Source organism: Variovorax sp. V116 (assembly GCF_041154435.1).
GTDB lineage: Bacteria > Pseudomonadota > Gammaproteobacteria > Burkholderiales > Burkholderiaceae_C > Variovorax > Variovorax paradoxus.
This window is the reverse complement of record NZ_AP028661.1, coordinates 2,299,313-2,320,154: the sequence shown is the minus strand read 5'-3', so window position 1 is coordinate 2,320,154 and position 20,842 is coordinate 2,299,313. Positions and strand designations below refer to the sequence as shown.

Sequence of the window (20,842 nt, the reverse complement as noted above, 5' to 3'; positions counted from 1 at the left end):
GTTCAGTCCGCGAGATAGGGGTGGCGCATCATGATCGTGTGGTCGCGATCAGGGCTCGTGGAAACCATGTGGATCGGCACGCCCGTGATCTGCTCGATGCGCTGCAGGTAGAGCCGTGCATTCACGGGCAGCTTGTCGTACTGCGTGACGCCGACGGTGCTCTCGCTCCAGCCTTCGAGGGTCTCGTAGATGGGGGTGCAGCGCTCGATCTCGTCGGCGCCCATGGGCAGGATGTCGGTGGTCTCGCCGTCGAGCTCGTAGCCGGTGCACAGCTCGAGCTTCTCGAGCCCGTCGAGCACGTCGAGCTTGGTGATGCACAGGCCCGACAGGCCGTTGACCTGCGCCGAGCGCTTGAGCAGCGCGGCATCGAACCAGCCGCAGCGGCGGCTGCGGCCCGTGGTGACGCCTTTTTCGGCGCCCACGGTGCTCATGTGGTAGCCCGGCGTGCCCGGCGTGGCCCAGTCGAGTTCCGTCGGGAACGGACCGCCGCCCACGCGCGTGCAGTAGGCCTTGGTGATGCCCAGGATGTAGTGCAGCATGCCCGGGCCCACGCCCGAGCCCGCGGCGGCATTGCCGGCCACGCAGTTGCTCGAGGTGACGTAGGGGTAGGTGCCGTGGTCGACGTCGAGCAGCGTGCCCTGCGCGCCTTCGAACAGCAGGTTGGCGCCGGCCTTGTGCGCGTCGTTCAGTTCGCGCGACACGTCGGCCATCATCGGCTTGAGCAGCGCGGCATGGCGCATGGCCTCGTCGAACACCAGGTCGAAGTCGATGGCGGGCGCGCCGAGCACTTGTGTCAGCACGTGGTTGTGCAGGTCGAGCAGCACGCGCAGCTTGGTCGCGAAACGCTCCGGGTGCTTCAGGTCCTGCACGCGCAGCGCGCGGCGCGCGATCTTGTCTTCGTAGGCCGGGCCGATGCCGCGGCCGGTGGTGCCGATCTTCTCGACGCCACCTTTTTCGCGATACGTTTCCCGCGCGATGTCGAGCGCCGCGTGGAAAGGCAGGATCAGCGGGCAGGCCTCGCTGATGCGCAGGCGCGAACGCACTTCGACGCCGGCCTTTTCGAGCCCTTCGATTTCCTCGAACAGCTTGGCAGCCGAAAGCACCACGCCGTTGCCGATGTAGCACTTGACGCCGGGCCGCATGATGCCGCTCGGGATCAGGTGCAGCGCGGTCTTCACGCCGTTGATGACCAGCGTGTGGCCCGCGTTGTGGCCGCCCTGGAAGCGGACCACGCCCTGGGCGCTTTCCGTCAGCCAGTCGACCAGCTTGCCCTTGCCTTCATCGCCCCACTGGGTGCCGACGACGACCACGTTTCTTCCGGTGGTTACGCTCATGCTCGTTCCATTACTTCAAAAAATCAGAGGGCTCGGACTTGCCACTGCCCTGCGTGCTCGACGAGCTCGCGGTCGCAGTGGAATTCATCGATTTCGCTGCCGTGGCCCGGCAGCACGCAGACCACGATCTCGCCGGCCTTGCGCAGCCCGGCAATGGCCTCGCGCAGGCCGGCCGCGTCGCTCCAGGGCGCGCGGATGGCCGCGCGCAGCGGACGGGCCGGCAGCACGCCGACCAGTTCGCGCACGTCCAGGCTGAAGCCGACCGCCGGCCGGTTGCGGCCGAACACGGCGCCGACTTCGTCGTAGCGCCCGCCGCGCACCAGCGCATCGGCCGCGCCCGGCACGTAGATGCCGAAGCGCATGCCGCTGTAGTAGGCATAGCCACGCAGGTCGGCCAGGTCGAAGCTGATCTGCCGCGCCGGATCGGCACCGAGGCTCGCGGCCAGCTGCTTCAATCCGGCCAGTGCCGCGCTCACGGCCGGCGTGCCCTTGAGGGCCTTGGCGGCTTCGTCGAGCACCGACGCATCGCCATACAGCTGGACCAGCGCGCGCAGGCCGTCGCGCGACGCAGCCGGGAAACTGCGCGTGAGCGCATGCAGTTCGCTCGCATCCTTGGCAACCAGCGCCGCATGCACGCGCGCCAGCACGGCGGCGTCGACCGGCACGCCGGCGAACAGCGCCCGCACGATGCGCGCATCCGCCAGGTCGACGATCACGCCGTCGCTCAGGCCCGATGCATGCAGGCAGTCGAGTGCCAGCAGCAGCACTTCGGTGTCGGCCTCGAGCCCCGCATGGCCGTAGATCTCGGCCCCGAACTGCAGCGGCTCGCGCGTGGCATGCGGCCGGTCGGGGCGGGTGTGCAGCACCGGTCCGCAGTAGCACAGGCGTGCCACGCCTTCGCGGTTCAGCAGGTGGGCGTCGATGCGCGCCACCTGGGGCGTGGTGTCGGCCCTCAGGCCCATGCTGCGGCCGGAGAGCTGGTCGACCAGCTTGAAGGTTTGGAGGTCGAGCGCCTCGCCGGTGCCGGACAGCAGCGACTCGAGGTGCTCGAGCAGCGGCGGCATCACCAGCTCGTAGCCATAGCCACGGGCGGTATCGAGCAGCTGGCGTCGAAGTTCTTCGATGTGGCGCGCCTCGGAAGGCAGCACATCGGCAATGTGATCCGGGAGGACCCAGGCGGACATGGGGATCGGGGGCGTGGTTAAACCGGGATTCTACCGGGCCGCGCTACCCCAGCAGCCAAAGAAGGGCCAAACCCAGCAAGATGCTGCAAAGTCCGAAGAAGCGCAGCTGGCCGTCGCGCAGCTGCATGAGCTGCCCGAAACCGCGCCGCCACCCGCCTGGCGAGACGAAAGGCAGGATGCCCTCGATCACCAGGACCAGCGCCAGCGCGCTCCAGAAGATTTCGGCGCTCACGGCGACGGCCCGGCGCAGGATCAGCGGCGCGGAGGAGCGTTGCCTGCGGGCGTGCCCGAGCTCTGCATGGCCCGGAAGAAGTCCGACGACGGGTCGAGCACCATCACGTCGCTCTTCTTGTTGAAGCTTTGCTTGTAGGCCTCGAGGCTGCGATAGAACTGCGCGAACTGCGGGTCACGGCCGAAGGCCTCGCTGTAGGCGGCGGCGGCCTGGGCATCGCCCTCGCCCTTGATCTTCTGGGCGTCGCGGTAGGCGTTCGCCACGATCACTTCGCGCTGGCGGTCGGCGTCGGCGCGGATCTTTTCACCTTCGGCCGTACCGGTCGAACGCAGTTCATTGGCCACGCGCTTGCGCTCGGCCTCCATGCGGCGGTAGACCGATTCGGTGATGGCTTCCACATAGTCCACACGCGTGATGCGCACGTCGACCACGTCCACGCCCCAGGGCTTGGAGCCCTTCACCACGGCCAGCACTTCTCGCTGCACGTCGGCCATCAGCGCTTCGCGGCGCACCGAGATCAGGTCGCGCACGGTGCGCTTGTTGATGTTTTCCTGGAAGGCGTTGCGCACCACGCGGTTGAGCTGCGTGGCGCCCGCGTTTTCGTCGAGGCCGACGTTGCGGATGTAGGCCTGCGGATCGGTGATGCGCCAGCGCACGTACCAGTCGATCACCACGCGCTGCTTCTCGGCCGTGAGCATCGGCTCGGTGTCGAGGCTGGAGAGCGTGAGCAGCCGCTTGTCGATGTACGACACGTTCTGGAACGGCGGCGGCAGCTTGAAGTTGAGGCCCGGCTCGGTGATGACGCTCTTGATCTGGCCAAGGGCATAGACCACGCCGAACTGGCGCTGGTCGACCACGAAGAGGGTCGAGCTCAGCAGCACGAGCAAGACGAGGATCGACGAGGCGATGAATCCGATTCTGTTCATGTTCTTCCTGGCCTTTTCAACGCACGTCGCGATCACGCGAACGGCCATCGCGGGCGCGGCTCTCGCTCGATGGCGGCACCACCGGAATCACCGACGACTGGGCGGGCGCGGTACCCGCCACGCTGGGGCTGGCCGCATCGACCGGCGTTGCGGCCGGGTTGCTGCCGCTCAGCTGCATGAGCTTGTCCAGCGGCAGGTACAGCAGGTTGGAGCCTTGCTTGGTATCGACCAGCACCTTGGTGGTGCTGGCATAGATCTGCTGCATGGCGTCGGTGTACATGCGGTCGCGCGTCACCTGCGGCGCCTTCTGGTACTCGGCCAGCACCGCACTGAAGCGGCCGGCATCGCCCTGTGCCTGTGCGACGATGCGCGCCTTGTAGGCTTCGGACTCTTCCTTGAGCCGCGAGGACGTACCGGCGGCAAGCGGCACGACCTGGTTGGCATAGGCCTGCGCATCGTTCTTGGTGCGCTCGCGCTCCTGGCCGGCCTTGAGCACGTCGTCGAACGCGGCCTGCACCTGCTCGGGGGGACGCACTCCTCCCTGCTGCAGGTTGATGCCGACCACTTCGACACCGATCTTGTAGCGGTCGAGGATGGTTTGCATCAATTGCCGCACGCGCGGAGCGATCTGGTCGCGCTCCTCGGCCAGCGCGGCATCCATCTTCATCTTGCCGACCACCTCGCGCACGGAGCTCTCGGCCACCTGCACGATGGTTTCGGCCGGCGACTTACTCTCGTAGAGCCAGGCCTGCGCATTGCTCAGGCGGTACTGCACGGCGAACTTGATTTCGACGATGTTCTCGTCTTCGGTCAGCATGGCCGATTCGCGCAGGCCGGTGGAGCGCACGATGGCGTCGCGGCCCACGTCGGTCGAGCGGATCTGCGTGACCACCACCACCTCGTGGCGCTGGATGGGATACGGCAGGCGCCAGTTGAAGCCGGCATTCACCGTCGTCTTGTAGCGGCCGAACTGCGTCACCACGGCCTGCTGGCCTTCGTTCACGATGAAGAAGCCGGTCCCGAGCCAGATGAGAACGGCCACCGCCGCCACCAGGCCGAGGCCGAAGCCGGCATTCTTCATGTCCGGCCGATAGCCGTTGCCGCCACCGCCATTGCCGCCGCCGGTGGGGCGATTGCCGCCGCCCTTGCCGCCGAAGAAGCCGCCCAGCTTGCGGTTGAGGTCGCGCCAGAGTTCATCGAGGTCGGGCGGGCCCTGGTTCGGGCCCTGGCCGCGGGGGCGGTTGCCGTTGCCGTTGTTGTTGCCCGAGGGCGGTGGCGTCGGGCCGCCCGGCGGGTCCGCGTCGGGAGGCCGGTTGCCGGTTGGGCGATCGCCGTTGGACGACGGCTCGTCGCCACGGCCCCATCGGCCATCGTTCAGGTTGAACATGCCCAGAAACCCTCTCCACGCTGGCTTTGCATTCATTCGCTTCGTTCTCTTGTCAGTGGCGGGATTGTGCCCAATCAATTGGCGGTGTCGTGCAATTCAGTGTCGGCCTCTGGGGTCATCGCGTCGCCCAGGGAGCCCGACCGGCGGGCCAGCTCGGCGCGCAGCAGGGGCAGTCCCTCGCCGCTGCGGGCGCTGAGGAAGATGCGCGGAACCCGCACGCCGTCGATTTCCATGTCGTCCTGCAGATGCAGCGGGTGCTGCGCAGTTTCAAGGGCATCGAGCTTGTTGAACACCAGAAGCTGCGGGACGGTGTCGGCGCCGATGTCGCGGAGCACGGACTGCACCTCGGCCATCTGCTCCGGGTAGTGCGGATTGGAGGCATCGACCACGTGCAGCAGCAAGTCGGCATCGACGGCCTCCTGCAGCGTGGCCTTGAAGGCGTCGACCAGCCCGTGCGGCAGGTCGCGGATGAAGCCGACGGTGTCGGAAATCGAGACCTGCCTGCGGGCATCGCCCAGGTAGAGGTTGCGCGTGGTGGTGTCGAGCGTGGCAAAGAGCTGGTCGGCCGCATACGCGCGAGCCTTGACCAGCGCATTGAACAGCGACGACTTGCCGGCGTTGGTATAGCCCACGAGCGAGATGTTGAAGGTCTCGCGGCGCTCGCGCTGGCGGCGCTGCGTGCCGCGCTGCTTCTGCACCTTGGCCAGGCGCTCGCGCGTGCGCTTGATCGATTCGCTGATCATCCGGCGGTCGAGCTCGATCTGCTTTTCGCCGGGACCGCCGCGCACGCCGGCACCGCCCGTCTGGCGCTCCAGGTGGGACCAGCGGCGAACCAGGCGCGTGCTCAGGTACTGCAGGCGAGCCAGCTCGACCTGCAGCTTGCCCTCATGGGAGCGGGCGCGCTGGGCAAAGATCTCGAGGATGAGGAAGGTGCGGTCGTACACCGCCACGTCGAGCTGGCGCTCGAGGTTGCGCTGCTGCGCCGGGCTCAGCGACTGGTCGAAGATGACCTCGCTGGCCTGGTGCATGGCGGCCAGTTCCTTGATTTCTTCGGCCTTGCCGCTTCCAACGAAAAGTGCGGCGTCGGGCGCCTTGCGCTTGCAGACGAGGCGCGCGACAGGCGAAAGGCCCGCGGTCTGCGCGAGCAGGCCGAGTTCCTCGAGTTCGCTGTCGAAATGGGGCAGCCCGAAATCGACGCCGACGAGAACGGCGGCGCCTTCCTGGCGGGAGTTCAATTCAGACAAGCGGGATCAATATGGAAAAAGCGCGGCGGGGTTACCGCCGCGCTCCGCGCGATCAGGCTGCGGCGTCGTCGTTCTCGGCAGCCGAGAAGTTGACGGCACGACCCGGCACGATGGTGGAGATGGCGTGCTTGTAGACCATTTGCGTCACCGTGTTGCGAAGCAGCACGACATACTGGTCGAAAGACTCGATCTGGCCCTGCAGCTTGATACCGTTCACCAAATAAATGGAGACCGGCACATGCTCGCGACGCAGGGTGTTCAGAAACGGGTCTTGTAGAAGTTGCCCTTTATTGCTCACGATATTCTCCGTGTTCAAGAGTAGTTGTTGGAGAGATGACCTTAACACAGGGTTTCTGCGCTGCAGCAATCAGGGTCAAAAGCCTTTGAAAAATAACGTCTCTCAAAAGGCGGAACTTTCGACCCGGCCATGGCTCATCGGCCGCCATCGGCCGCCAAGCGTGCTCAATCGTCCTTGTCCGCAAAGGGATTTTGCGAGCTTTTGAACTGGATGCGCAAGGGCGTGCCCACCAGATCGAACTCCTTGCGGAAGCGCCCTTCGAGAAAGCGCTTGTAGGCCTCGGTGACATGCTCCAGCGAATTGCCGTGGATGATGATCACCGGCGGATTCATGCCGCCCTGGTGCGCATAGCGCAGCTTGGGCCGGAACATGCCCGCGCGCTTGGGCGACTGGAACTGCACCGCCTCCAGCAGCAGCCGGGTCAGCACCGGCGTGGACATCTTCCGCGTGGCCGACTTGTGGGCCTGCGCAATGGCCTGCCACACCGGACCCAGGCCCTGGCGCTTGATGGCCGAGATGAAATGCAGCGATGCGAACTTGAGGAACGGCAGCCGGGTTTCGATCTGGCGCTGGATCTGCTCGCGCTGGTAGCTGTCGACCGCGTCCCACTTGTTGATGGCAATCACCACCGCGCGGCCGCTTTCGAGGATGTAGCCGGCGATGTGCGCGTCCTGGTCGGTCACGCCCTGCGTGGCATCGAGCAGCAGCAGCACGACGTTGGCCGACTCGATGGCCTGCAGCGTCTTGACCACCGAGAACTTCTCGATCGCCTCGAACACCTTGCCCTTGCGTCGCAGGCCGGCCGTGTCGATCAGCTCGAAGCGCTGGCCGTTGCGCTCGAACGGCACCGAGATGGCGTCGCGCGTGGTGCCCGGCAGGTCGAATGCCACCAGGCGCTCTTCGCCGAGCCAGGTGTTGATCAGCGTGGACTTGCCGACGTTCGGCCGCCCGGCCACCGCCAGCTTGATGGGCTTGTTGACGTCGTCCTCGTCCGCCTCGTCGTCGGGATCGGGCAGGTTCAGCGGCGCGAGCGCCAGCTCGACCAGGTCGCGCATGCCCTGCCCGTGCGCCGCGGACACGCCATGCACGTCGCCAAAGCCGAGTTCGTAGAAATCGACCAGCTTGGTGCCGTCGTGCATGCCTTCGGCCTTGTTGGCCGCCAGCACGCAGGGCTTGCCGAGCCGGCGCAGCTCGTTCGCAATGTCGTGGTCCTGCGCCGAAAGGCCTTCGCGGGCATCGACCACGAAGATCACGACATCGGCCTCGGCCACGGCCTGCCGCGTCTGCTTGGCCATTTCCTTGTAGATGCCGCTGCCCGCATCGGGCTCGAAGCCGCCGGTGTCGATCACGATGAACTCGTGCTTGCCCAGGCGGCCGTTGCCATAGTGGCGGTCGCGCGTGAGTCCGGCAAAGTCGGCGACGATGGCGTCGCGCGTCTGCGTGAGGCGGTTGAAGAGGGTCGACTTGCCGACGTTGGGCCGCCCGACCAGGGCCACGACCGGCTTCATGGCCGGCCTTTCAGGGGCGCGGTTTTCATGGTCGGGCCTTGCAAAGAGTTATTCAGGGCGATATCCAAACACACCGCCGTTGGCAGTCACCACCACCACCGTGTTGCCGGCCATCACCGGCGTGACGCCAATGGCGGAGCCATCGGGCGTGACGCGATTGAGCAGTGCGCCGTCTTCGCGCGAGACGAAGTGCAGCGTTCCGTTGTCCTCGCCGATCACCAGCGAACGGCCCACCGCGAGCGGCCCGGTCAGGACGCGGTTCTTGAACCGGGTCGACTGCCAGGCCCGCTCGCCATCGGCGCGGCGCCAGGCGACGACGCTGCCGTCGGACTCGGTGCCGTAGACGAAGCCCTCGTCGCCGCTGACGCCCTCGGCGCCCACGGCAGGCTTGCTCCACAGCAGCTGGCCGCGCGCGGTGTCGACGCAGCCGACGTTGGCATAGTAGGCACGGGCGCACACGGTGTCGCCGACGCGGCTCACGCTGCCGGTCAGGTCGACCAGGCGCTCCACGTCGTTGGTGCCGCGCGGCGCCGCAATGGGGGCTTCCCAGCGCGAGGTGCCGTTGGCCGGGTTGATGCCGACCAGCCGGCCACCGATGCCCGAGATCAGCGTATCGCCCACGGCGATCAGCACGCCCGACTTCTTGAGCACGAGGTTTTCGGCCGTGCGCTGCTGCAGCCAGAGGCGGCGGCCACTCTGGCCGTCCCAGGCGCTGATGCTGCGGTCGGCGGTCTGCACGAAGACGCGGCGGCCGGCCACCAGCGGCGCGGTGAAGGCCTGGGCCGAGAGCCGCTGCTTCCACAGGACCTTGCCGCCTTCGATGGCCACGAGTTCGTTGTCGGTGGTGACCACCGCGGCCAGCGAGCCGTCGCTGCCGACGCCGGCTGCGAGCTTGGCGCCCGCGTTCGCGCGCCAGGTTTCGCGGCCGGCACGGGCGTCGATGGCGACCACGGTGCCGTCGCTGCCGGCCACGGTGACGATGTCGCCGCTGACGTCGGTGGCCAGCGGGAAGCCCACGGCCGGGATGCGCACGCTCCAGGCCTGGCGCACGCCGAACAACGCGGGGTTGGCGGGCAGTTCGGCCGGCTTGGGCTTGCTGGTGCCCGAGCAGGCAGCCAGCATCGCGGCCAGAACAATGGCCGAACCTGCACGCAGGACGGACGACTCAGGCATGAAACGCTTGAAATTCATAGTGCGATCAGGAATTTTTGGGGGCTGCCGGCGTGACCGTGATCACGGGTGCCAGGCTCTTCGGATCGACGCCGGCGGCGTTGAGCTTGAATTCGACCAGGCGCCGGTAGTCGGACGCCGGGCCAAGGCCCGTCCAGGCCTTGCGGTATTCGGCCTGCGCTTCGGCGCGCTTGCCCTGGGCCATGTAGATGTCGCCCTTGCGGTCGGCCACGAGCGGCTCGAACTCCTTGGGCACGTCGCCGGAGAGCTGCTTGAGCGCTTCGTCGTACGACTTGCTGTCGAGCAGTTCGGCCGCCAGCCGCAGCTTGGCAACGGCCTTGTAGCCCGGATCGACCGCGCTTTGCGCCACCCAGCCGAGCGCGGCGCGCGAGGCCTCGGCGTTGCCCTTCTCGTAGAGCGCCTTGGCGGCCAGGAGGCCCGCCTGCTGCGCGTAGGCGGTGCCGGCGAAGCGTTCCTTCATGTCGCCCAGCACGCGCTGGATGCGCTCCACGTCGCCGGACTGCGTGCTGCGCTCGACCTCGTCGTAGAGGGCCGCGGCCTGCGCCGCCTTGTTGCGCTGGAAATATTGCCAGCCGTTCCAGGCCACGAAGGCCCCGGCCACGAGCAACACCACCCAGGTGATCAGGGTGCCGTAGGTGTTCCAGAAATGCTTGAGCTGGTCGAGCTGTTCCTGTTCGTCGAGATCGAGATGGGTTGCCATGCGTATCAGATGTTGGGAGCCGGGGATTGTAGGGTGGCCGCCCAGGTGGCCACCTGGGCGAGAGGCCGCGCCACCTGTTCGCCACCGCCCTCGCGCAGCGATTTGACCGTGACTTCGCCGCGCGACAGTTCGTCTTCGCCAAAGACCAGCGCATAGCGCGCTCCGCTCGCGTCGGCTTTCTTGAACTGCGCCTTCATGCTGCCGCCGCCCGCATGCTGCAGCACGCTCACGCCGGCGGCGCGCAGCTGCTCGAGCACGGCCATGACTTGCGGCAGCGCGGCGGCCGAGGGCACGATGGCGTACGCCGCGGGCGCCGCGGCGGGGACCGGCAGGCGGAGTTCCTGGATCAGCAGCAGCAGCCGTTCGATGCCCAGGCCGAAGCCGACGGCCGGCGCAGGCTTGCCGCCCATCTGGCCGATGAGGCCGTCATAGCGCCCTCCCCCGCAGACGGTGCCCTGCGAACCGAGCTGGTCGGTGACCCATTCGAAGACGGTCAGGTTGTAATAGTCCATCCCGCGCACCAGGCGCGGGTTGACGCGGTAGGCCAGCCCCGCGGCGTCGAGCACGGCGCGCACCGCATCGAAGTGCGCGCGCGACTCCTCGCCAAGGAAGTCCATCAGTTGGGGCGCGGCCTCCACCACGGCCTGCATGGCGGGATTCTTGGTGTCGAGGATGCGCAGCGGATTGCTGTGCAGGCGCCGCTGTGCATCGGCATCGAGCACGCCGGCATGCGCCTCGAAATGGCGGATCAGCGCTTCGCGGTGCGCCTGGCGCTCGGCCGGCTGGCCCAGGCTGTTGATCTCCAGGCGCACGTGCTCGCCTTCGACCAGCCCGAGCTCGCGCCAGAGGGCCCGCACCATGAGGATCAGCTCGGCGTCCACGTCCGGGCCGGGAAAGCCCAGCGCCTCGACGTCGAGCTGGTGGAACTGGCGGTAGCGGCCCTTCTGGGGACGCTCGTGGCGGAACATCGGTCCCATCGTCCACAGGCGCAGCGGGCCGTTGTAGAGCGCGTTGTGCTCGACCATGGCGCGCACGATGCCGGCGGTGGCCTCGGGGCGAAGCGTGAGCTTGTCGCCGTTCATTGCATCGGTGAAGGAGTACATCTCCTTCTCGACGATATCGGTCACCTCGCCCAGTCCGCGCACGAACAGCGCCGTGGGTTCGACCACCGGCGTCAGCATGTACTGGTAGCCGTAGCGGGCGAGGAGCCCGCGCACCGTCTGCTCGAACCACGACCAGAGGGCCGAATCGGGCAGGCGGTCGATGCGCGGCACGCTCGCCGGCAATATGTCGTTCATGCCTTTGACGGCATTGATCTTGTCAGCCATGGGAGAAAGTGGTCAGGCGACGTCGGCAGCCAGTTGCTGACCGAAGCGCTTTTGAATGTAGTTTTCGACGAGCTGGTGAAACTCGTTGGCGATATTGTCGCCGCGCAGCGTGAGCGCCTTTTCGCCGTCGATGAAGACCGGGGCGGCGGGCGCCTCGCCGGTGCCGGGCAGGCTGATGCCGATGTCGGCGTGCTTGCTCTCGCCGGGGCCGTTGACGATGCAGCCCATCACGGCCACCTTCAGCGTCTCGACGCCCGGGTACTTCTTGCGCCAGACCGGCATCTGCAGGCGCAGGTAGTCGTCGATCTGCTTGGCCAGCTCCTGGAAGGTGGTGCTGGTGGTGCGGCCGCAGCCCGGGCAGGCGGTGACGCTCGGCACGAAAACGCGCAGGCCCAGCGCCTGCAGGATCTCGTTGGCGATCAGCACTTCCTGCGTGCGCGACTCGCCCGGCTGCGGCGTGAGCGACACGCGGATGGTGTCGCCGATGCCCTCCTGCAGCAGGATGGAAAGCGCCGTGGCCGACGCCACCGTGCCCTTGGTGCCCATGCCGGCTTCGGTGAGCCCCAGGTGCAGCGGGTAGTCGCAGCGCCTGGCGAGTTCGCGGTAGACCGAGATCAGGTCCTGCACGCCGCTCACCTTGCACGACAGGATGACCTGGTTGCCGGCCATGCCCATCGATTCGGCGAGCTTGGCGGATTCGATGGCCGAGGTGATGAGCGCCTCGTACATCACCTGCTTCGCGTCCCAGGGCTCGGCGCGCTGGCTGTTGGTGTCCATCAGGCTGGCCAGCAGTTCCTGGTCGAGGCTGCCCCAGTTGACACCGATGCGCACCGGCTTGTTCCAGCGCATGGCTGCATCGATCATCTGGCCGAACTGGCGGTCGCGCTTGTCGCCCTTGCCCACGTTGCCTGGATTGATGCGGTACTTGCTCAGCGCCTCGGCGCAGGCCGGATAGTCGGTGAGCAGGCGGTGGCCGTTGTAGTGGAAGTCGCCGATCAGCGGCACGTCGATGCCCATGCGGTCGAGCTGTTCGCGGATGTACGGCACCTGGGCCGCCGCCTCCGGCGTGTTGACGGTGATGCGCACCATCTCCGAACCGGCAATGGCAAGCTCCTTCACCTGGATGGCCGTGCCGACGGCATCGACGGTGTCGGTGTTGGTCATGGACTGCACCCGCACGGGCGCATCGCCGCCCACCGTCACGGTGCGTGGCCCCCAGACCACCTGGGCCTGGCGCGAACGGCGCGCCTTGGGCGCCGCCGATTCGATGGGTTGGGGAGTGCAGTCGGTCACGGTTTCACCTCGAAACGCGCCACGCCGCCGCCGCGCGTGACAGGCTTCAGATCGTAGGGCTTTCCGTGCACCTGCACATCGACCGCCGAAGCGCGCCCCACCACCACCGACAGCGGCAGCGTTCCCGACAATGCCACCGTTTCGCCGGCCTGCAGGCTGCGGCGCAGCAGCTGCTTGCCGCCGGCTTCGGTGACGGTGATCCAGCATTCCTCGCGCGCGACGAAGACCAGCTGCTGGCTGCCGGCAGGTGCCGCAGCAACAGCAGAAGGCGAAGCCGCCGCCGCAGCGGGCGCGCTGCCCGCCGGCGGGGCTGCCGCGGGGGGCGTGCCCAGCGCCGCGGGTGCAGCCGAGGTTGGGGGTGCCACCGGCGACACCGGCGCGCTCTCGACCACGACGGACGATCCGCCAGGAGCCGGCGCAGCCACCGGCGCTTCCGCCACCGGAGCGGTGTCGCCATCGCCACGCGATGTCCAGCGCGACACCGAGGCCCCGACCTGGTCGAACACCGACTGGGGCAGCCAGAACAACACGGCCGCGCCGACCAGCAGCAGCCCCACCACCGTGAGCAGCGCGCGCGACGGCAGCCCGCTGGAGCGCCCGCCATTCCAGCGCGGCGTTCCGGAAACGATGTTGCTCTTGAGCGTGCGGTCGGCCAGTGCGAGCGCTGCGCGCTGCGCCCCCGGCAGCTTTGCGAGCACCGGAGCGGGATCGATGCGCAGGGCGCGGCAGACACTGCTGGCCAGGGCCCGCGCAAAGACCGGGTCGGGCAGCGAAGCGATGTCGTCCGCCTCGAGCGCAATGAGCTTCTGCGGCGGCACCTTGAGCGCCGCGGCCACCATTTCGATGTGCAGGCCGTGCGCCTCGCGCGCTTCGCGGAGCATGTCGCCGGCTGTCTTGTGCGTGATGTCGCCTTCCTCGAGCGGCAGTGCCGCGGAAGTGCCGAACTCCGAAACCCGTTCAGTCATTGAAATTCCCGCGCTCGTACGCTATTGCCTCCCGGGACTGCGGGAAGCGCCGTTGCAGTTGCCCTCCCAACTGCGCCACTGCTTCGCGGTTGTTGAGCCGTCGTTCGATCTTGATGCCCAGCCAGAGCGTCTCGGCGCTGGCCGAAGGGCTGTTGTTGACGCGGCGGATGTAGAACTGCGCACGCGACCATTCTTCGCGCTGCGCCAGCAGCGAAGCCAGGTTGAATCCGACCACCGGGTTTCCGGCGTCGATCTCGTAGGCCTTCATGAGGCTGCGCTCCGCCTCGGCACGCTGGCCTGCCCTGAGCTGGCAGACGCCCTGCGTCATGAGCGTCTTGGCATGGTCGGTATAGCTCGGCACCGCCAGTGCCTCAGTGAACTGCTGGGTGGCATCGCCATAGCGGTTCTGCTGGCACAGCAGCCAGCCGTAGTTGTGCCGCACATTGGGATCGCGCGGATTGATGGCAATGGCGCGGCGGAAGCTGTCTTCCGCCAGGCCCGCGTCTTCGAGCCGCATGTAGACCAGGCCGCGCAGGTTGTAGGCATCCGCGTTGTTGGGATCGGCGACCAGCGCCTGCTTGATCTCGTCGAGCGCGACGGTGGTCTGGCCCTGCTCGAAGTAGCCCGAGGCGAGCTCCATGCGCAGGCGCGCGCGGCGCTGCCGGCTGCTTTCGTCGGACTCGGTCACGATCTCCGCGCCCTTGCTCGACGAACTGGTGTCGGCCAGGCTGGTGGTGGTGGTTCGCGTGTTGACGCAGCCCGCGAGCAGAAACGCCACGGCGACGCCGCCAAAGCCTGCAGCCACCAGCCGCTGCGCGCTTGCGGTCGTCATCGGAAAGGCCATCCTCATTAGGTCAATGCTCCTGGGGGGCGGTCTTGCGAACCGGATGCAGAACAACGGTGCGCTCGCCCACACGGCGCTGGGCCATGCGTTCGGCCGCGCGGGTACGGTCCTTGACGTCGCCGGCCAGCTGTCCGCAGGCCGCATCGATGTCGTCGCCGCGCGTCTTGCGCACGGTGGTCACGAGGCCGGCCTCGCTCAGTGCCTTGGCAAAGGCCAGCACCCGCGGCTGCGGCGAACGCAAGAGGCCCGAGGCCGGAAACGGATTGAACGGAATCAGGTTGAACTTGCACGACACGCCATGGGTGCGAACGAGTTCAACCAGCTGCCGCGCATGCTCGGGCTGGTCGTTGACGCCATCGAGCATGCAGTACTCGAAGGTGATGAAGTCGCGCGGCGCATGCACCAGGTAGCGCTTGCAGGCCTCGAGCAGCTCGGCAATCGGGTACTTGCGGTTGAGCGGCACGAGGTCGTCGCGCAGCGCATCGTTGGGCGCATGCAGCGACACGGCCATGGCCACCGGGCAGTCGGCGCCCAGGCGGTCGATCATCGGCACCACGCCGGAGGTCGACACCGTCACGCGGCGGCGCGACAGGCCGTAGGCGTTGTCGTCGAGCATGGTGCGCAGCGCCGGCACCAGCGCGGTGTAGTTCTGCAGCGGCTCGCCCATGCCCATCATCACCACGTTGGAGATGACCCGCTCGTCGCGTTTCAGGTGCTTGCGCAGGAAGTGTTCGGCAAACCAGAGCTGGGCGACGATCTCGCCCGTGCTCAGGTTGCGGCTGAAGCCCTGGTGCCCCGTGGAGCAGAAGCGGCAACCCACGGCGCAGCCGGCCTGGGACGACACGCACAGCGTGCCGCGGTCGTCTTCGGGAATGAATACGGCTTCGACGGCATTGCCGTCGCCGACGTCGAACAGCCACTTGATCGTGCCGTCCTTGGATTCGTGCTGCGTGATGACCGGCAGGGCCTCGACGCGAGCGGTGGTGGCGAGCTTCTCGCGCAGCGACTTGGCCAGATCGGTCATCTGGGCGAAGTCGCTGGCGCCACGCTGGTGGATCCAGCGGAACAGCTGCGTGGCGCGGAATCGCTTCTCGCCGAGCTTTTCGCAGAACGCAGCCAGCCCCTCGAGATCGAATTCGAGCAGGTTGGCCGTGGTCATGAAATCAGCTGGCGTGCGGCTTCAGCGCGCGTAGACGTTGAGGCCGGCGAAGAAGAACGCCACTTCGTTGGCGGCGGTTTCGGGAGCGTCCGAACCGTGCACGGCGTTGGCATCGATGCTGTCGGCGAAGTCGGCGCGGATGGTGCCCGGGGCCGCCTTCTTGGGGTCCGTGGCGCCCATCAGGTCGCGGTTCTTGGCGATGGCGTTCTCGCCTTCGAGCACTTGCACGAACACCGGGCCGGAGATCATGAAATCGACCAGGTCCTTGAAGAACGGACGTTCCTTGTGGACCGAGTAGAACTGCTCGGCTTCGTTGCGCGACAGATGCACGAGCTTGGCGGCAACGATCTTGAGGCCGGCAGCTTCGAAGCGGGAAACGATCTTGCCGATGACGTTCTTGGCGACGGCGTCGGGCTTGATGATGGAAAGGGTACGTTCGATAGCCATTGAAGTGCTTCCTGAGCTTTGATTTTGAAGTGATTTGTCACAACTGCAACGAATATGTTGCATCGTAAGTCGACAAAGCCTCTGATTTTAACCGGCGCAGCCCCCGGGATTGGTGAAAACCCCGCGAAAGGCTGCGCTGGAGAGCTGGCTTTCAGCGCCCGCGGCGCCGGTTTCCGCCGGGGCCGCCCTGGCCACCGAAGCCACCGCCGCCACCCGGACCGCCGCCGCGGCGTCCCGGACCCTGCCGCTGCTCCTTGCGCTGGCGCGAGAAACTGTCGGCGCCGATGTAGCCGAGCGAGGTCTTCATCGGATCGGGCTGGTTCGCGCCGCTCGGCGGACGCTCCTCGCCCTGGCGGTTGCCGCGGTTGTTGTTGCTGTTGCCGCGGCGCCCCTGCGGCGGCATGCCGGCGTTGCCGCCGCCACCGCCACCGCCGCGGTTGCCACGCCCGCCGCGCTCGCCGCGCGGCGGGCGGCCGTCGCCGAGCGGATTGGGAATGGGCGCCTCGCGGCCGTCGTCGCGCATGTCGCGCGGCTGCTGCTGTCCGCCGCCGGCGTTGCGATTGCCGCGCCGCTTCTTGTTGCGTCCGTTGCGACCGCCGCCGGCACCTTCCTGGCCCGGCCCGCGCTGCTGCTGCTGCGGCGGACGCGGTGCGCCGCCGCCCGAGGCCTGGAACAGCGCGTTGATGTCGCGCTCGTCGAGTTCCATCCAGGCGCCGCGCTTCAAGCCGCGCGGCAGCACCATGGCGCCGTAGCGGATGCGGATCAGCCGGCTGACCGCATGGCCCACCGATTCGAACAGGCGCCGCACTTCGCGGTTGCGGCCTTCGGAGATGGTGACGCGGTACCAGTGGTTGGAGCCCTCGCCGCCGCCCTCCTCGATGGTGCCGAACTGGGCCATGCCGTCGTCGAGGCGAACGCCTTCGAGCAGCTTCTTCTTTTCCTCGGCATTGAGCGCGCCGAGCACGCGCACGGCGTATTCGCGCTCCAGGCCGAAGCGCGGATGCATCAGCTGGTTGGCAAGGTCGCCGGAGCTGCTGAACAGCAGCAGGCCCTCGGTGTTCAGGTCGAGCCGGCCGACCGATTGCCACTTGCCCTGCTGCAGGCGCGGCAGCTTGCGGAACACCGTGGGCCGGTTCTGCGGATCGTCGTGCGTCACGACCTCGCCCACCGGCTTGTGGTAGGCGATCACGCGCGGCGGCGGCGGCGCGATGCGGTAGCGGATCGGCTTGCCGTTGATCTTGACCTGGTCGCCATACTGGATGCGCTGGCCGATGTGGGCCGGCTCGTTGTTCACCGAGATGCGGCCCTGCAGAATGAGCGCTTCCATTTCGAGCCGCGAGCCCAGGCCCGCCTGCGCCAGCACCTTGTGCAGCTTGGGCGAGTCGGCCTCGGGCAGCAGCACGCGCTTGAGGGGCGGGACTTCGGGGCTCTCTTCGTCGGCATCGAACTGGCCCGAGATGACGTCCGCGAAGCGGATCGGCTCGGGCGGCGGTGCGTTGCGCTGCTCGCGCTCGGCGGCGCGGCGTGCGCGGTCGAGATCGTCCTCTTCCTCGTCGGGCTCTTCTTCCTCTTCATCCTCTTCTTCATCGTCGTAGGAGGAAGCGCGCGCATTCTCTTCGGCGCGTTCGACGGATGTGGCTGGCGCAGCGGCGGCGGCGGGTTCGTCGGCGACTGGTGCGGCGGCGGGCGCTGCATCGGCCACCTGGGCCGCGGGTTCGGAAGCTTCAGTTGCCGCGGCGGGTGCGGCAGGTGCTGCTGCGGGCTCGCCCTCCCCGGCCGCCGGCTCCACCACCTTCTTGCGGCGTGGGGCGCGCGGCTTCGTCGGCGCCTCGCCCTCGGCCGCGGCCGCCGCGGGCACGCCCGCTTCGGCTTCAGCTTCGGCAGACGGGCCGGACACGGCCGCTTTCGCCTTCTTTTTCTTGGATTCGGGCTGGGCCGGCACGATTGCCGCGTCGTCGATGTCGGAGGAGCTCATGAGGTTTTTCCGGGGGGAACAGCGTGGGGATCGGTCTCGTCGGGCGACGGGGGTTCGGTTTCGAGCTCGACGGATGGCTCGGCTTCCGTGGGGGCCGGAATGTCGGCGGGCTCCTCGTCGGGAGCCGCCGCGTCCTCGGCGAATTGCGCAGCGGCGGCTTCGACGGCTTCTGGAGCCTCGGCGGCGGCCAGCTCGGCGGGCGCGCCCGTTTCCGAGTCTGCTTCCGGCATGGCCGAGGCATCGGCGTCGGATTCGGTCGGCACGTCCATCGGCAGCCCGGGCTGATCGCCCGATGCCTGGTCGAGCGCGTCGACCAGCGCCGCCTGCTGGGCCGGCGTTTCGATCAGCGGCAGCTGGTCGAGCGATGCCAAGCCGAGGTCGTCGAGGAACTGCCGCGTGGTGGCGTACAGCGCCGGCCGGCCGACGGTTTCGCGGTGGCCGATCACCTCGACCCAGCCGCGGTCCTCGAGCTGCTTGAGGATGAGGGAATTGATGGTGACGCCGCGGATGTCTTCCATGTCGCCGCGCGTGACCGGCTGGCGATAGGCAATGATGGCCAGGGTCTCGAGGGCGGCGCGGGTGTAGCGCGGCGGCTTCTCGGGATGCAGGCGGTCGAGGTGGTCGCGCATCTCGGGCCGGCTCTGGAAGCGCCAGCCGCTGGCAACGTTCACCAGTTCCAGGCCGCGCTGCGCCCAGTCTTCCTGCAGTTCGAGCAACAGCACCTTGATGGTGTCCACGCCCAGCTCGTCGTCGAACAGCACGCGCATGTCGCGCACTGGCAGCGGCTGGCTCGAACAGATCAAGGCGGTTTCGAGAATGCGCTTGGCATCCGCCGTATTCATGGTTTGCGTTATCCGGGAAAAGGCGTCTCGGGGACGCTTGTTCAGAAGGATGAAAGAAGGCGCTGCCGGCACGCGGCGAGTGCAACGCAAGGCCGGCATCGGGGTGGCCGGCGCGGCCCTCGGGCCGTCAGGCGCGATTGTAATCCAGCCCCAGGGCCTGGAACGCCTGAACCAGGTCGGCCGGCGGAAGTGAACGCAGTTCCAGCGCGGCTTGCGTGACGGGATGCACGAAAGCGAGCCTGAAGGCGTGCAGCGCCTGCCGCCCCAGCCCCGCGGCCGGCGCTCCGCCGTAGAGCGCATCGCCAACGAGCGGATGCCCGATCGACGCCATGTGCACGCGGATCTGGTGCGTGCGGCCCGTTTCGAGCGTGCACCGCACGGCACAAGCCTGCGCGTTGCTGTCCAGGCGCTCGATGAGCGTGCGTGCCGTCTTGCCGGCATGGCGCTCGAGGTCGACCACGGCCATGCGCAAACGGTTGCGCGGATCGCGGCCGATGGGCGCGTCGACCTGCCGGCCTGCCGCGCCGGTCCAGGGCTTGTGTCCGAGCGCGAGGTATTGCCGCTTGACTTCGCGCGCGGCGATCAGCGCCACCATGGCATCCATCGCGGCCCGGGTGCGCGCCACGACCATGAGCCCGCTGGTGTCTCGGTCGAGCCGGTGCACGATGCCCGCGCGCGGCAGCAGCGCGGCCTTGGGGTCGAGCGCGAGCAGGCCGTTCAGCAGCGTGCCGCTCCAGTGGCCCGGCGCCGGATGCACCACCAGGCCGGCCGGCTTGTCGATGATGCGCAGGTGCTCGTCCTCGTGCACCGTGACGATGTCCATCGGCTCGGGCCGGAAGGCCTGGCTCTGGGGCGTCGGCCGCAGCTCGATATGGCCGGTCTGCCCTGCGCGCACGGTGGCGGAAGCCTTCAGCAGGGTGCGCCCCAGCAGCTCCACGGCGCCGGCTTCGATCAGCTGTTGCAGATAGTTGCGAGAAAATTCCGGCACCAGGGCGGCCAGCGCGCGGTCCAGCCGCTGGCCATGCTCGGTCGGGCCCACGGTGAAGGGCCGCAGTTCGCTGGATTCGACCGGGTCGGCGCCCTCGTCGGACTCGGCGGCGTCGGGGACCATGTCCAGGGGGTCGGTCGATATAATTGAGGGCAACTGTTTCACGAAAGCCGTATGTGATGTTTCGCGCCAAATTATCGGTCCCCTCCTGGATCGCCCTCAGCGCGGCAGCGCTGCTTGCAGCCGGCTGCTCCTCCACCTCCGTCGACAAGACCGCCAACTGGAGCCCCAACCGCATCTACGCCGAGGCCAAGGACGAAGTGGGCTCCGGCGCCTACGACAAGGCCGTGCCGCTCTACGAGAAGCTCGAAGGCCGCGCCGCCGGCACGCCGCTCGCGCAGCAGGCCCAGCTCGAGAAGGCCTACGCCCAGTACAAGTCCGGCGAGAAGGCCAATGCCATTGCCACCATCGACCGCTTCCTGAAGCTGCATCCGGCCAGCCCGGCGATCGACTACGCGCTCTACCTCAAGGGCGTGATCAACTTCAACGACGACCTCGGCATGTTCGCGTTCCTCACGCGCCAGGACCTGTCCGAGCGCGACCAGAAGGCCGCCAAGGAATCGTTCGAGTCGTTCAAGGAACTGGCAACGCGCTTCCCCGAGTCGCGCTACGCGCCCGACGCGCGCCAGCGCATGAACTACATCGTGAACTCGCTCGCGCAGTACGAAGTGCACGTGGCGCGCTACTACTACTCGCGCGGCGCCTACCTGGCGGCCATCAACCGCGCGCAGCTCGCGCTGTCCGACTACCGCGAAGTGCCCGCGCTCGAAGAAGCCCTGTACATCATCGTGCGCTCCTACGATGCGCTCGGCATGAAGGACCTGCGCGACGACGCCCAGCGCGTGCTGACCACCAACTATCCGCACAGCGAGTACCTCGCGCGCGGCTTCAAGGGCAAGGACGATCCGTGGTGGAAGGTCTGGTAATCCGCTGGAAC

20 protein-coding genes are annotated in these 20,842 nt (G+C 67.8%); 1 reads left to right on the top strand and 19 read right to left on the bottom strand.

Annotation, left to right across the window (positions count from 1 at the left end; genetic code table 11):
• Positions 1-2 precede the first annotated feature (2 nt).
• The 19 genes from ACAM58_RS10930 to ACAM58_RS10840 form a co-directional block, all read right to left on the bottom strand.
• Positions 3-1,334, bottom strand: coding sequence for an adenylosuccinate synthase (locus ACAM58_RS10930; RefSeq protein WP_012747317.1), 1,332 nt, complete (start codon positions 1,332-1,334; stop codon positions 3-5).
• Positions 1,335-1,357: 23 nt separating this feature from the next.
• On the bottom strand, positions 1,358-2,518 hold the full coding sequence (locus ACAM58_RS10925) for an ATP phosphoribosyltransferase regulatory subunit (RefSeq protein ID WP_012747316.1): 1,161 nt from the start codon (positions 2,516-2,518) through the stop codon (positions 1,358-1,360).
• 43 nt (positions 2,519-2,561) lie between these two features.
• Positions 2,562-2,750, bottom strand: coding sequence for a DUF2065 domain-containing protein (locus tag ACAM58_RS10920; RefSeq protein ID WP_012747315.1), 189 nt, complete (start codon positions 2,748-2,750; stop codon positions 2,562-2,564).
• 20 nt (positions 2,751-2,770) lie between these two features.
• Complete coding sequence (gene hflC, locus ACAM58_RS10915; RefSeq protein ID WP_012747314.1) at positions 2,771-3,676, bottom strand: protease modulator HflC; 906 nt, start codon at positions 3,674-3,676, stop codon at positions 2,771-2,773.
• A 16-nt stretch (positions 3,677-3,692) separates the two neighbouring features.
• Positions 3,693-5,063, bottom strand: coding sequence for an FtsH protease activity modulator HflK (hflK, locus tag ACAM58_RS10910; RefSeq protein ID WP_278879059.1), 1,371 nt, complete (start codon positions 5,061-5,063; stop codon positions 3,693-3,695).
• Between the two features lie 74 nt (positions 5,064-5,137).
• A complete protein-coding gene (gene hflX, locus ACAM58_RS10905; protein WP_012747312.1) occupies positions 5,138-6,307 on the bottom strand; it encodes a GTPase HflX in 1,170 nt (389 codons plus the stop codon).
• 52 nt (positions 6,308-6,359) lie between these two features.
• Positions 6,360-6,605: an RNA chaperone Hfq gene (hfq, locus tag ACAM58_RS10900; protein WP_012747311.1), complete on the bottom strand. Its 246-nt coding sequence runs from the start codon at positions 6,603-6,605 to the stop codon at positions 6,360-6,362.
• 164 nt (positions 6,606-6,769) lie between these two features.
• Positions 6,770-8,113, bottom strand: a complete 1,344-nt coding sequence (gene der, locus ACAM58_RS10895; protein WP_018902785.1) for a ribosome biogenesis GTPase Der — start codon at positions 8,111-8,113, stop codon at positions 6,770-6,772.
• A gap of 48 nt (positions 8,114-8,161) precedes the next feature.
• On the bottom strand, positions 8,162-9,304 hold the full coding sequence (bamB, locus tag ACAM58_RS10890) for an outer membrane protein assembly factor BamB (protein ID WP_062361606.1): 1,143 nt from the start codon (positions 9,302-9,304) through the stop codon (positions 8,162-8,164).
• Positions 9,305-9,311: 7 nt separating this feature from the next.
• Positions 9,312-10,004 (bottom strand): tetratricopeptide repeat protein, encoded by a 693-nt coding sequence (locus ACAM58_RS10885; RefSeq protein ID WP_012747308.1) that lies wholly within the window; start codon positions 10,002-10,004, stop codon positions 9,312-9,314.
• A gap of 5 nt (positions 10,005-10,009) precedes the next feature.
• Complete coding sequence (gene hisS, locus ACAM58_RS10880) at positions 10,010-11,332, bottom strand: histidine--tRNA ligase (protein WP_278879053.1); 1,323 nt, start codon at positions 11,330-11,332, stop codon at positions 10,010-10,012.
• Positions 11,333-11,344: 12 nt separating this feature from the next.
• Positions 11,345-12,625: a flavodoxin-dependent (E)-4-hydroxy-3-methylbut-2-enyl-diphosphate synthase gene (gene ispG / locus ACAM58_RS10875; RefSeq protein ID WP_012747306.1), complete on the bottom strand. Its 1,281-nt coding sequence runs from the start codon at positions 12,623-12,625 to the stop codon at positions 11,345-11,347.
• A complete protein-coding gene (locus tag ACAM58_RS10870) occupies positions 12,622-13,590 on the bottom strand; it encodes a helix-turn-helix domain-containing protein (RefSeq protein WP_012747305.1) in 969 nt (322 codons plus the stop codon). The genes ispG and ACAM58_RS10870 overlap by 4 nt, the downstream gene beginning before the upstream one ends.
• Positions 13,583-14,440, bottom strand: a complete 858-nt coding sequence (pilW, locus tag ACAM58_RS10865; protein WP_018902788.1) for a type IV pilus biogenesis/stability protein PilW — start codon at positions 14,438-14,440, stop codon at positions 13,583-13,585. The genes ACAM58_RS10870 and pilW overlap by 8 nt, the downstream gene beginning before the upstream one ends.
• 4 nt (positions 14,441-14,444) lie before the next feature.
• Positions 14,445-15,593, bottom strand: a complete 1,149-nt coding sequence (gene rlmN / locus ACAM58_RS10860; RefSeq protein WP_012747303.1) for a 23S rRNA (adenine(2503)-C(2))-methyltransferase RlmN — start codon at positions 15,591-15,593, stop codon at positions 14,445-14,447.
• Between the two features lie 21 nt (positions 15,594-15,614).
• The gene (ndk, locus tag ACAM58_RS10855) at positions 15,615-16,040 is read right to left on the bottom strand and encodes a nucleoside-diphosphate kinase (RefSeq protein WP_012747302.1); all 426 of its coding nucleotides are present in this window, start codon (positions 16,038-16,040) and stop codon (positions 15,615-15,617) included.
• A 151-nt stretch (positions 16,041-16,191) separates the two neighbouring features.
• A complete protein-coding gene (locus ACAM58_RS10850; RefSeq protein WP_369664422.1) occupies positions 16,192-18,015 on the bottom strand; it encodes a pseudouridine synthase in 1,824 nt (607 codons plus the stop codon).
• Positions 18,012-18,857 (bottom strand): SMC-Scp complex subunit ScpB, encoded by an 846-nt coding sequence (gene scpB / locus ACAM58_RS10845; protein ID WP_278880861.1) that lies wholly within the window; start codon positions 18,855-18,857, stop codon positions 18,012-18,014. Before scpB ends, ACAM58_RS10850 begins: the two co-directional genes overlap by 4 nt.
• A gap of 127 nt (positions 18,858-18,984) precedes the next feature.
• Positions 18,985-19,968, bottom strand: a complete 984-nt coding sequence (locus ACAM58_RS10840) for an RluA family pseudouridine synthase (protein WP_369664421.1) — start codon at positions 19,966-19,968, stop codon at positions 18,985-18,987.
• 56 nt (positions 19,969-20,024) lie between these two features.
• Here ACAM58_RS10840 and ACAM58_RS10835 point away from each other — a divergent pair, with 56 nt between their 5' ends.
• Positions 20,025-20,831 carry an outer membrane protein assembly factor BamD gene (locus tag ACAM58_RS10835; RefSeq protein WP_012747298.1) on the top strand — a complete coding sequence of 269 codons (807 nt, stop codon included), beginning with the start codon at positions 20,025-20,027 and terminating at the stop codon, positions 20,829-20,831.
• Positions 20,832-20,842 lie beyond the last annotated feature (11 nt).

Coding starts and splice junctions, on each gene's coding strand:
- ACAM58_RS10930 (WP_012747317.1), bottom strand. CDS start 1,334: ATGAGCGTAACCACCGGAAGAAACGTGGTCGTCGTCGGCACCCAGTGG.
- ACAM58_RS10925 (WP_012747316.1), bottom strand. CDS start 2,518: ATGTCCGCCTGGGTCCTCCCGGATCACATTGCCGATGTGCTGCCTTCC.
- hflC (WP_012747314.1), bottom strand. CDS start 3,676: ATGAACAGAATCGGATTCATCGCCTCGTCGATCCTCGTCTTGCTCGTG.
- hflK (WP_278879059.1), bottom strand. CDS start 5,063: ATGTTCAACCTGAACGATGGCCGATGGGGCCGTGGCGACGAGCCGTCG.
- der (WP_018902785.1), bottom strand. CDS start 8,113: ATGAAGCCGGTCGTGGCCCTGGTCGGGCGGCCCAACGTCGGCAAGTCG.
- bamB (WP_062361606.1), bottom strand. CDS start 9,304: ATGAATTTCAAGCGTTTCATGCCTGAGTCGTCCGTCCTGCGTGCAGGT.
- ACAM58_RS10885 (WP_012747308.1), bottom strand. CDS start 10,004: ATGGCAACCCATCTCGATCTCGACGAACAGGAACAGCTCGACCAGCTC.
- hisS (WP_278879053.1), bottom strand. CDS start 11,332: ATGGCTGACAAGATCAATGCCGTCAAAGGCATGAACGACATATTGCCG.
- ACAM58_RS10870 (WP_012747305.1), bottom strand. CDS start 13,590: ATGACTGAACGGGTTTCGGAGTTCGGCACTTCCGCGGCACTGCCGCTC.
- pilW (WP_018902788.1), bottom strand. CDS start 14,440: ATGAGGATGGCCTTTCCGATGACGACCGCAAGCGCGCAGCGGCTGGTG.
- rlmN (WP_012747303.1), bottom strand. CDS start 15,593: ATGACCACGGCCAACCTGCTCGAATTCGATCTCGAGGGGCTGGCTGCG.
- ndk (WP_012747302.1), bottom strand. CDS start 16,040: ATGGCTATCGAACGTACCCTTTCCATCATCAAGCCCGACGCCGTCGCC.
- ACAM58_RS10850 (WP_369664422.1), bottom strand. CDS start 18,015: ATGAGCTCCTCCGACATCGACGACGCGGCAATCGTGCCGGCCCAGCCC.
- scpB (WP_278880861.1), bottom strand. CDS start 18,857: ATGAATACGGCGGATGCCAAGCGCATTCTCGAAACCGCCTTGATCTGT.
- ACAM58_RS10840 (WP_369664421.1), bottom strand. CDS start 19,968: ATGGTCCCCGACGCCGCCGAGTCCGACGAGGGCGCCGACCCGGTCGAA.
- ACAM58_RS10835 (WP_012747298.1), top strand. CDS start 20,025: ATGTTTCGCGCCAAATTATCGGTCCCCTCCTGGATCGCCCTCAGCGCG.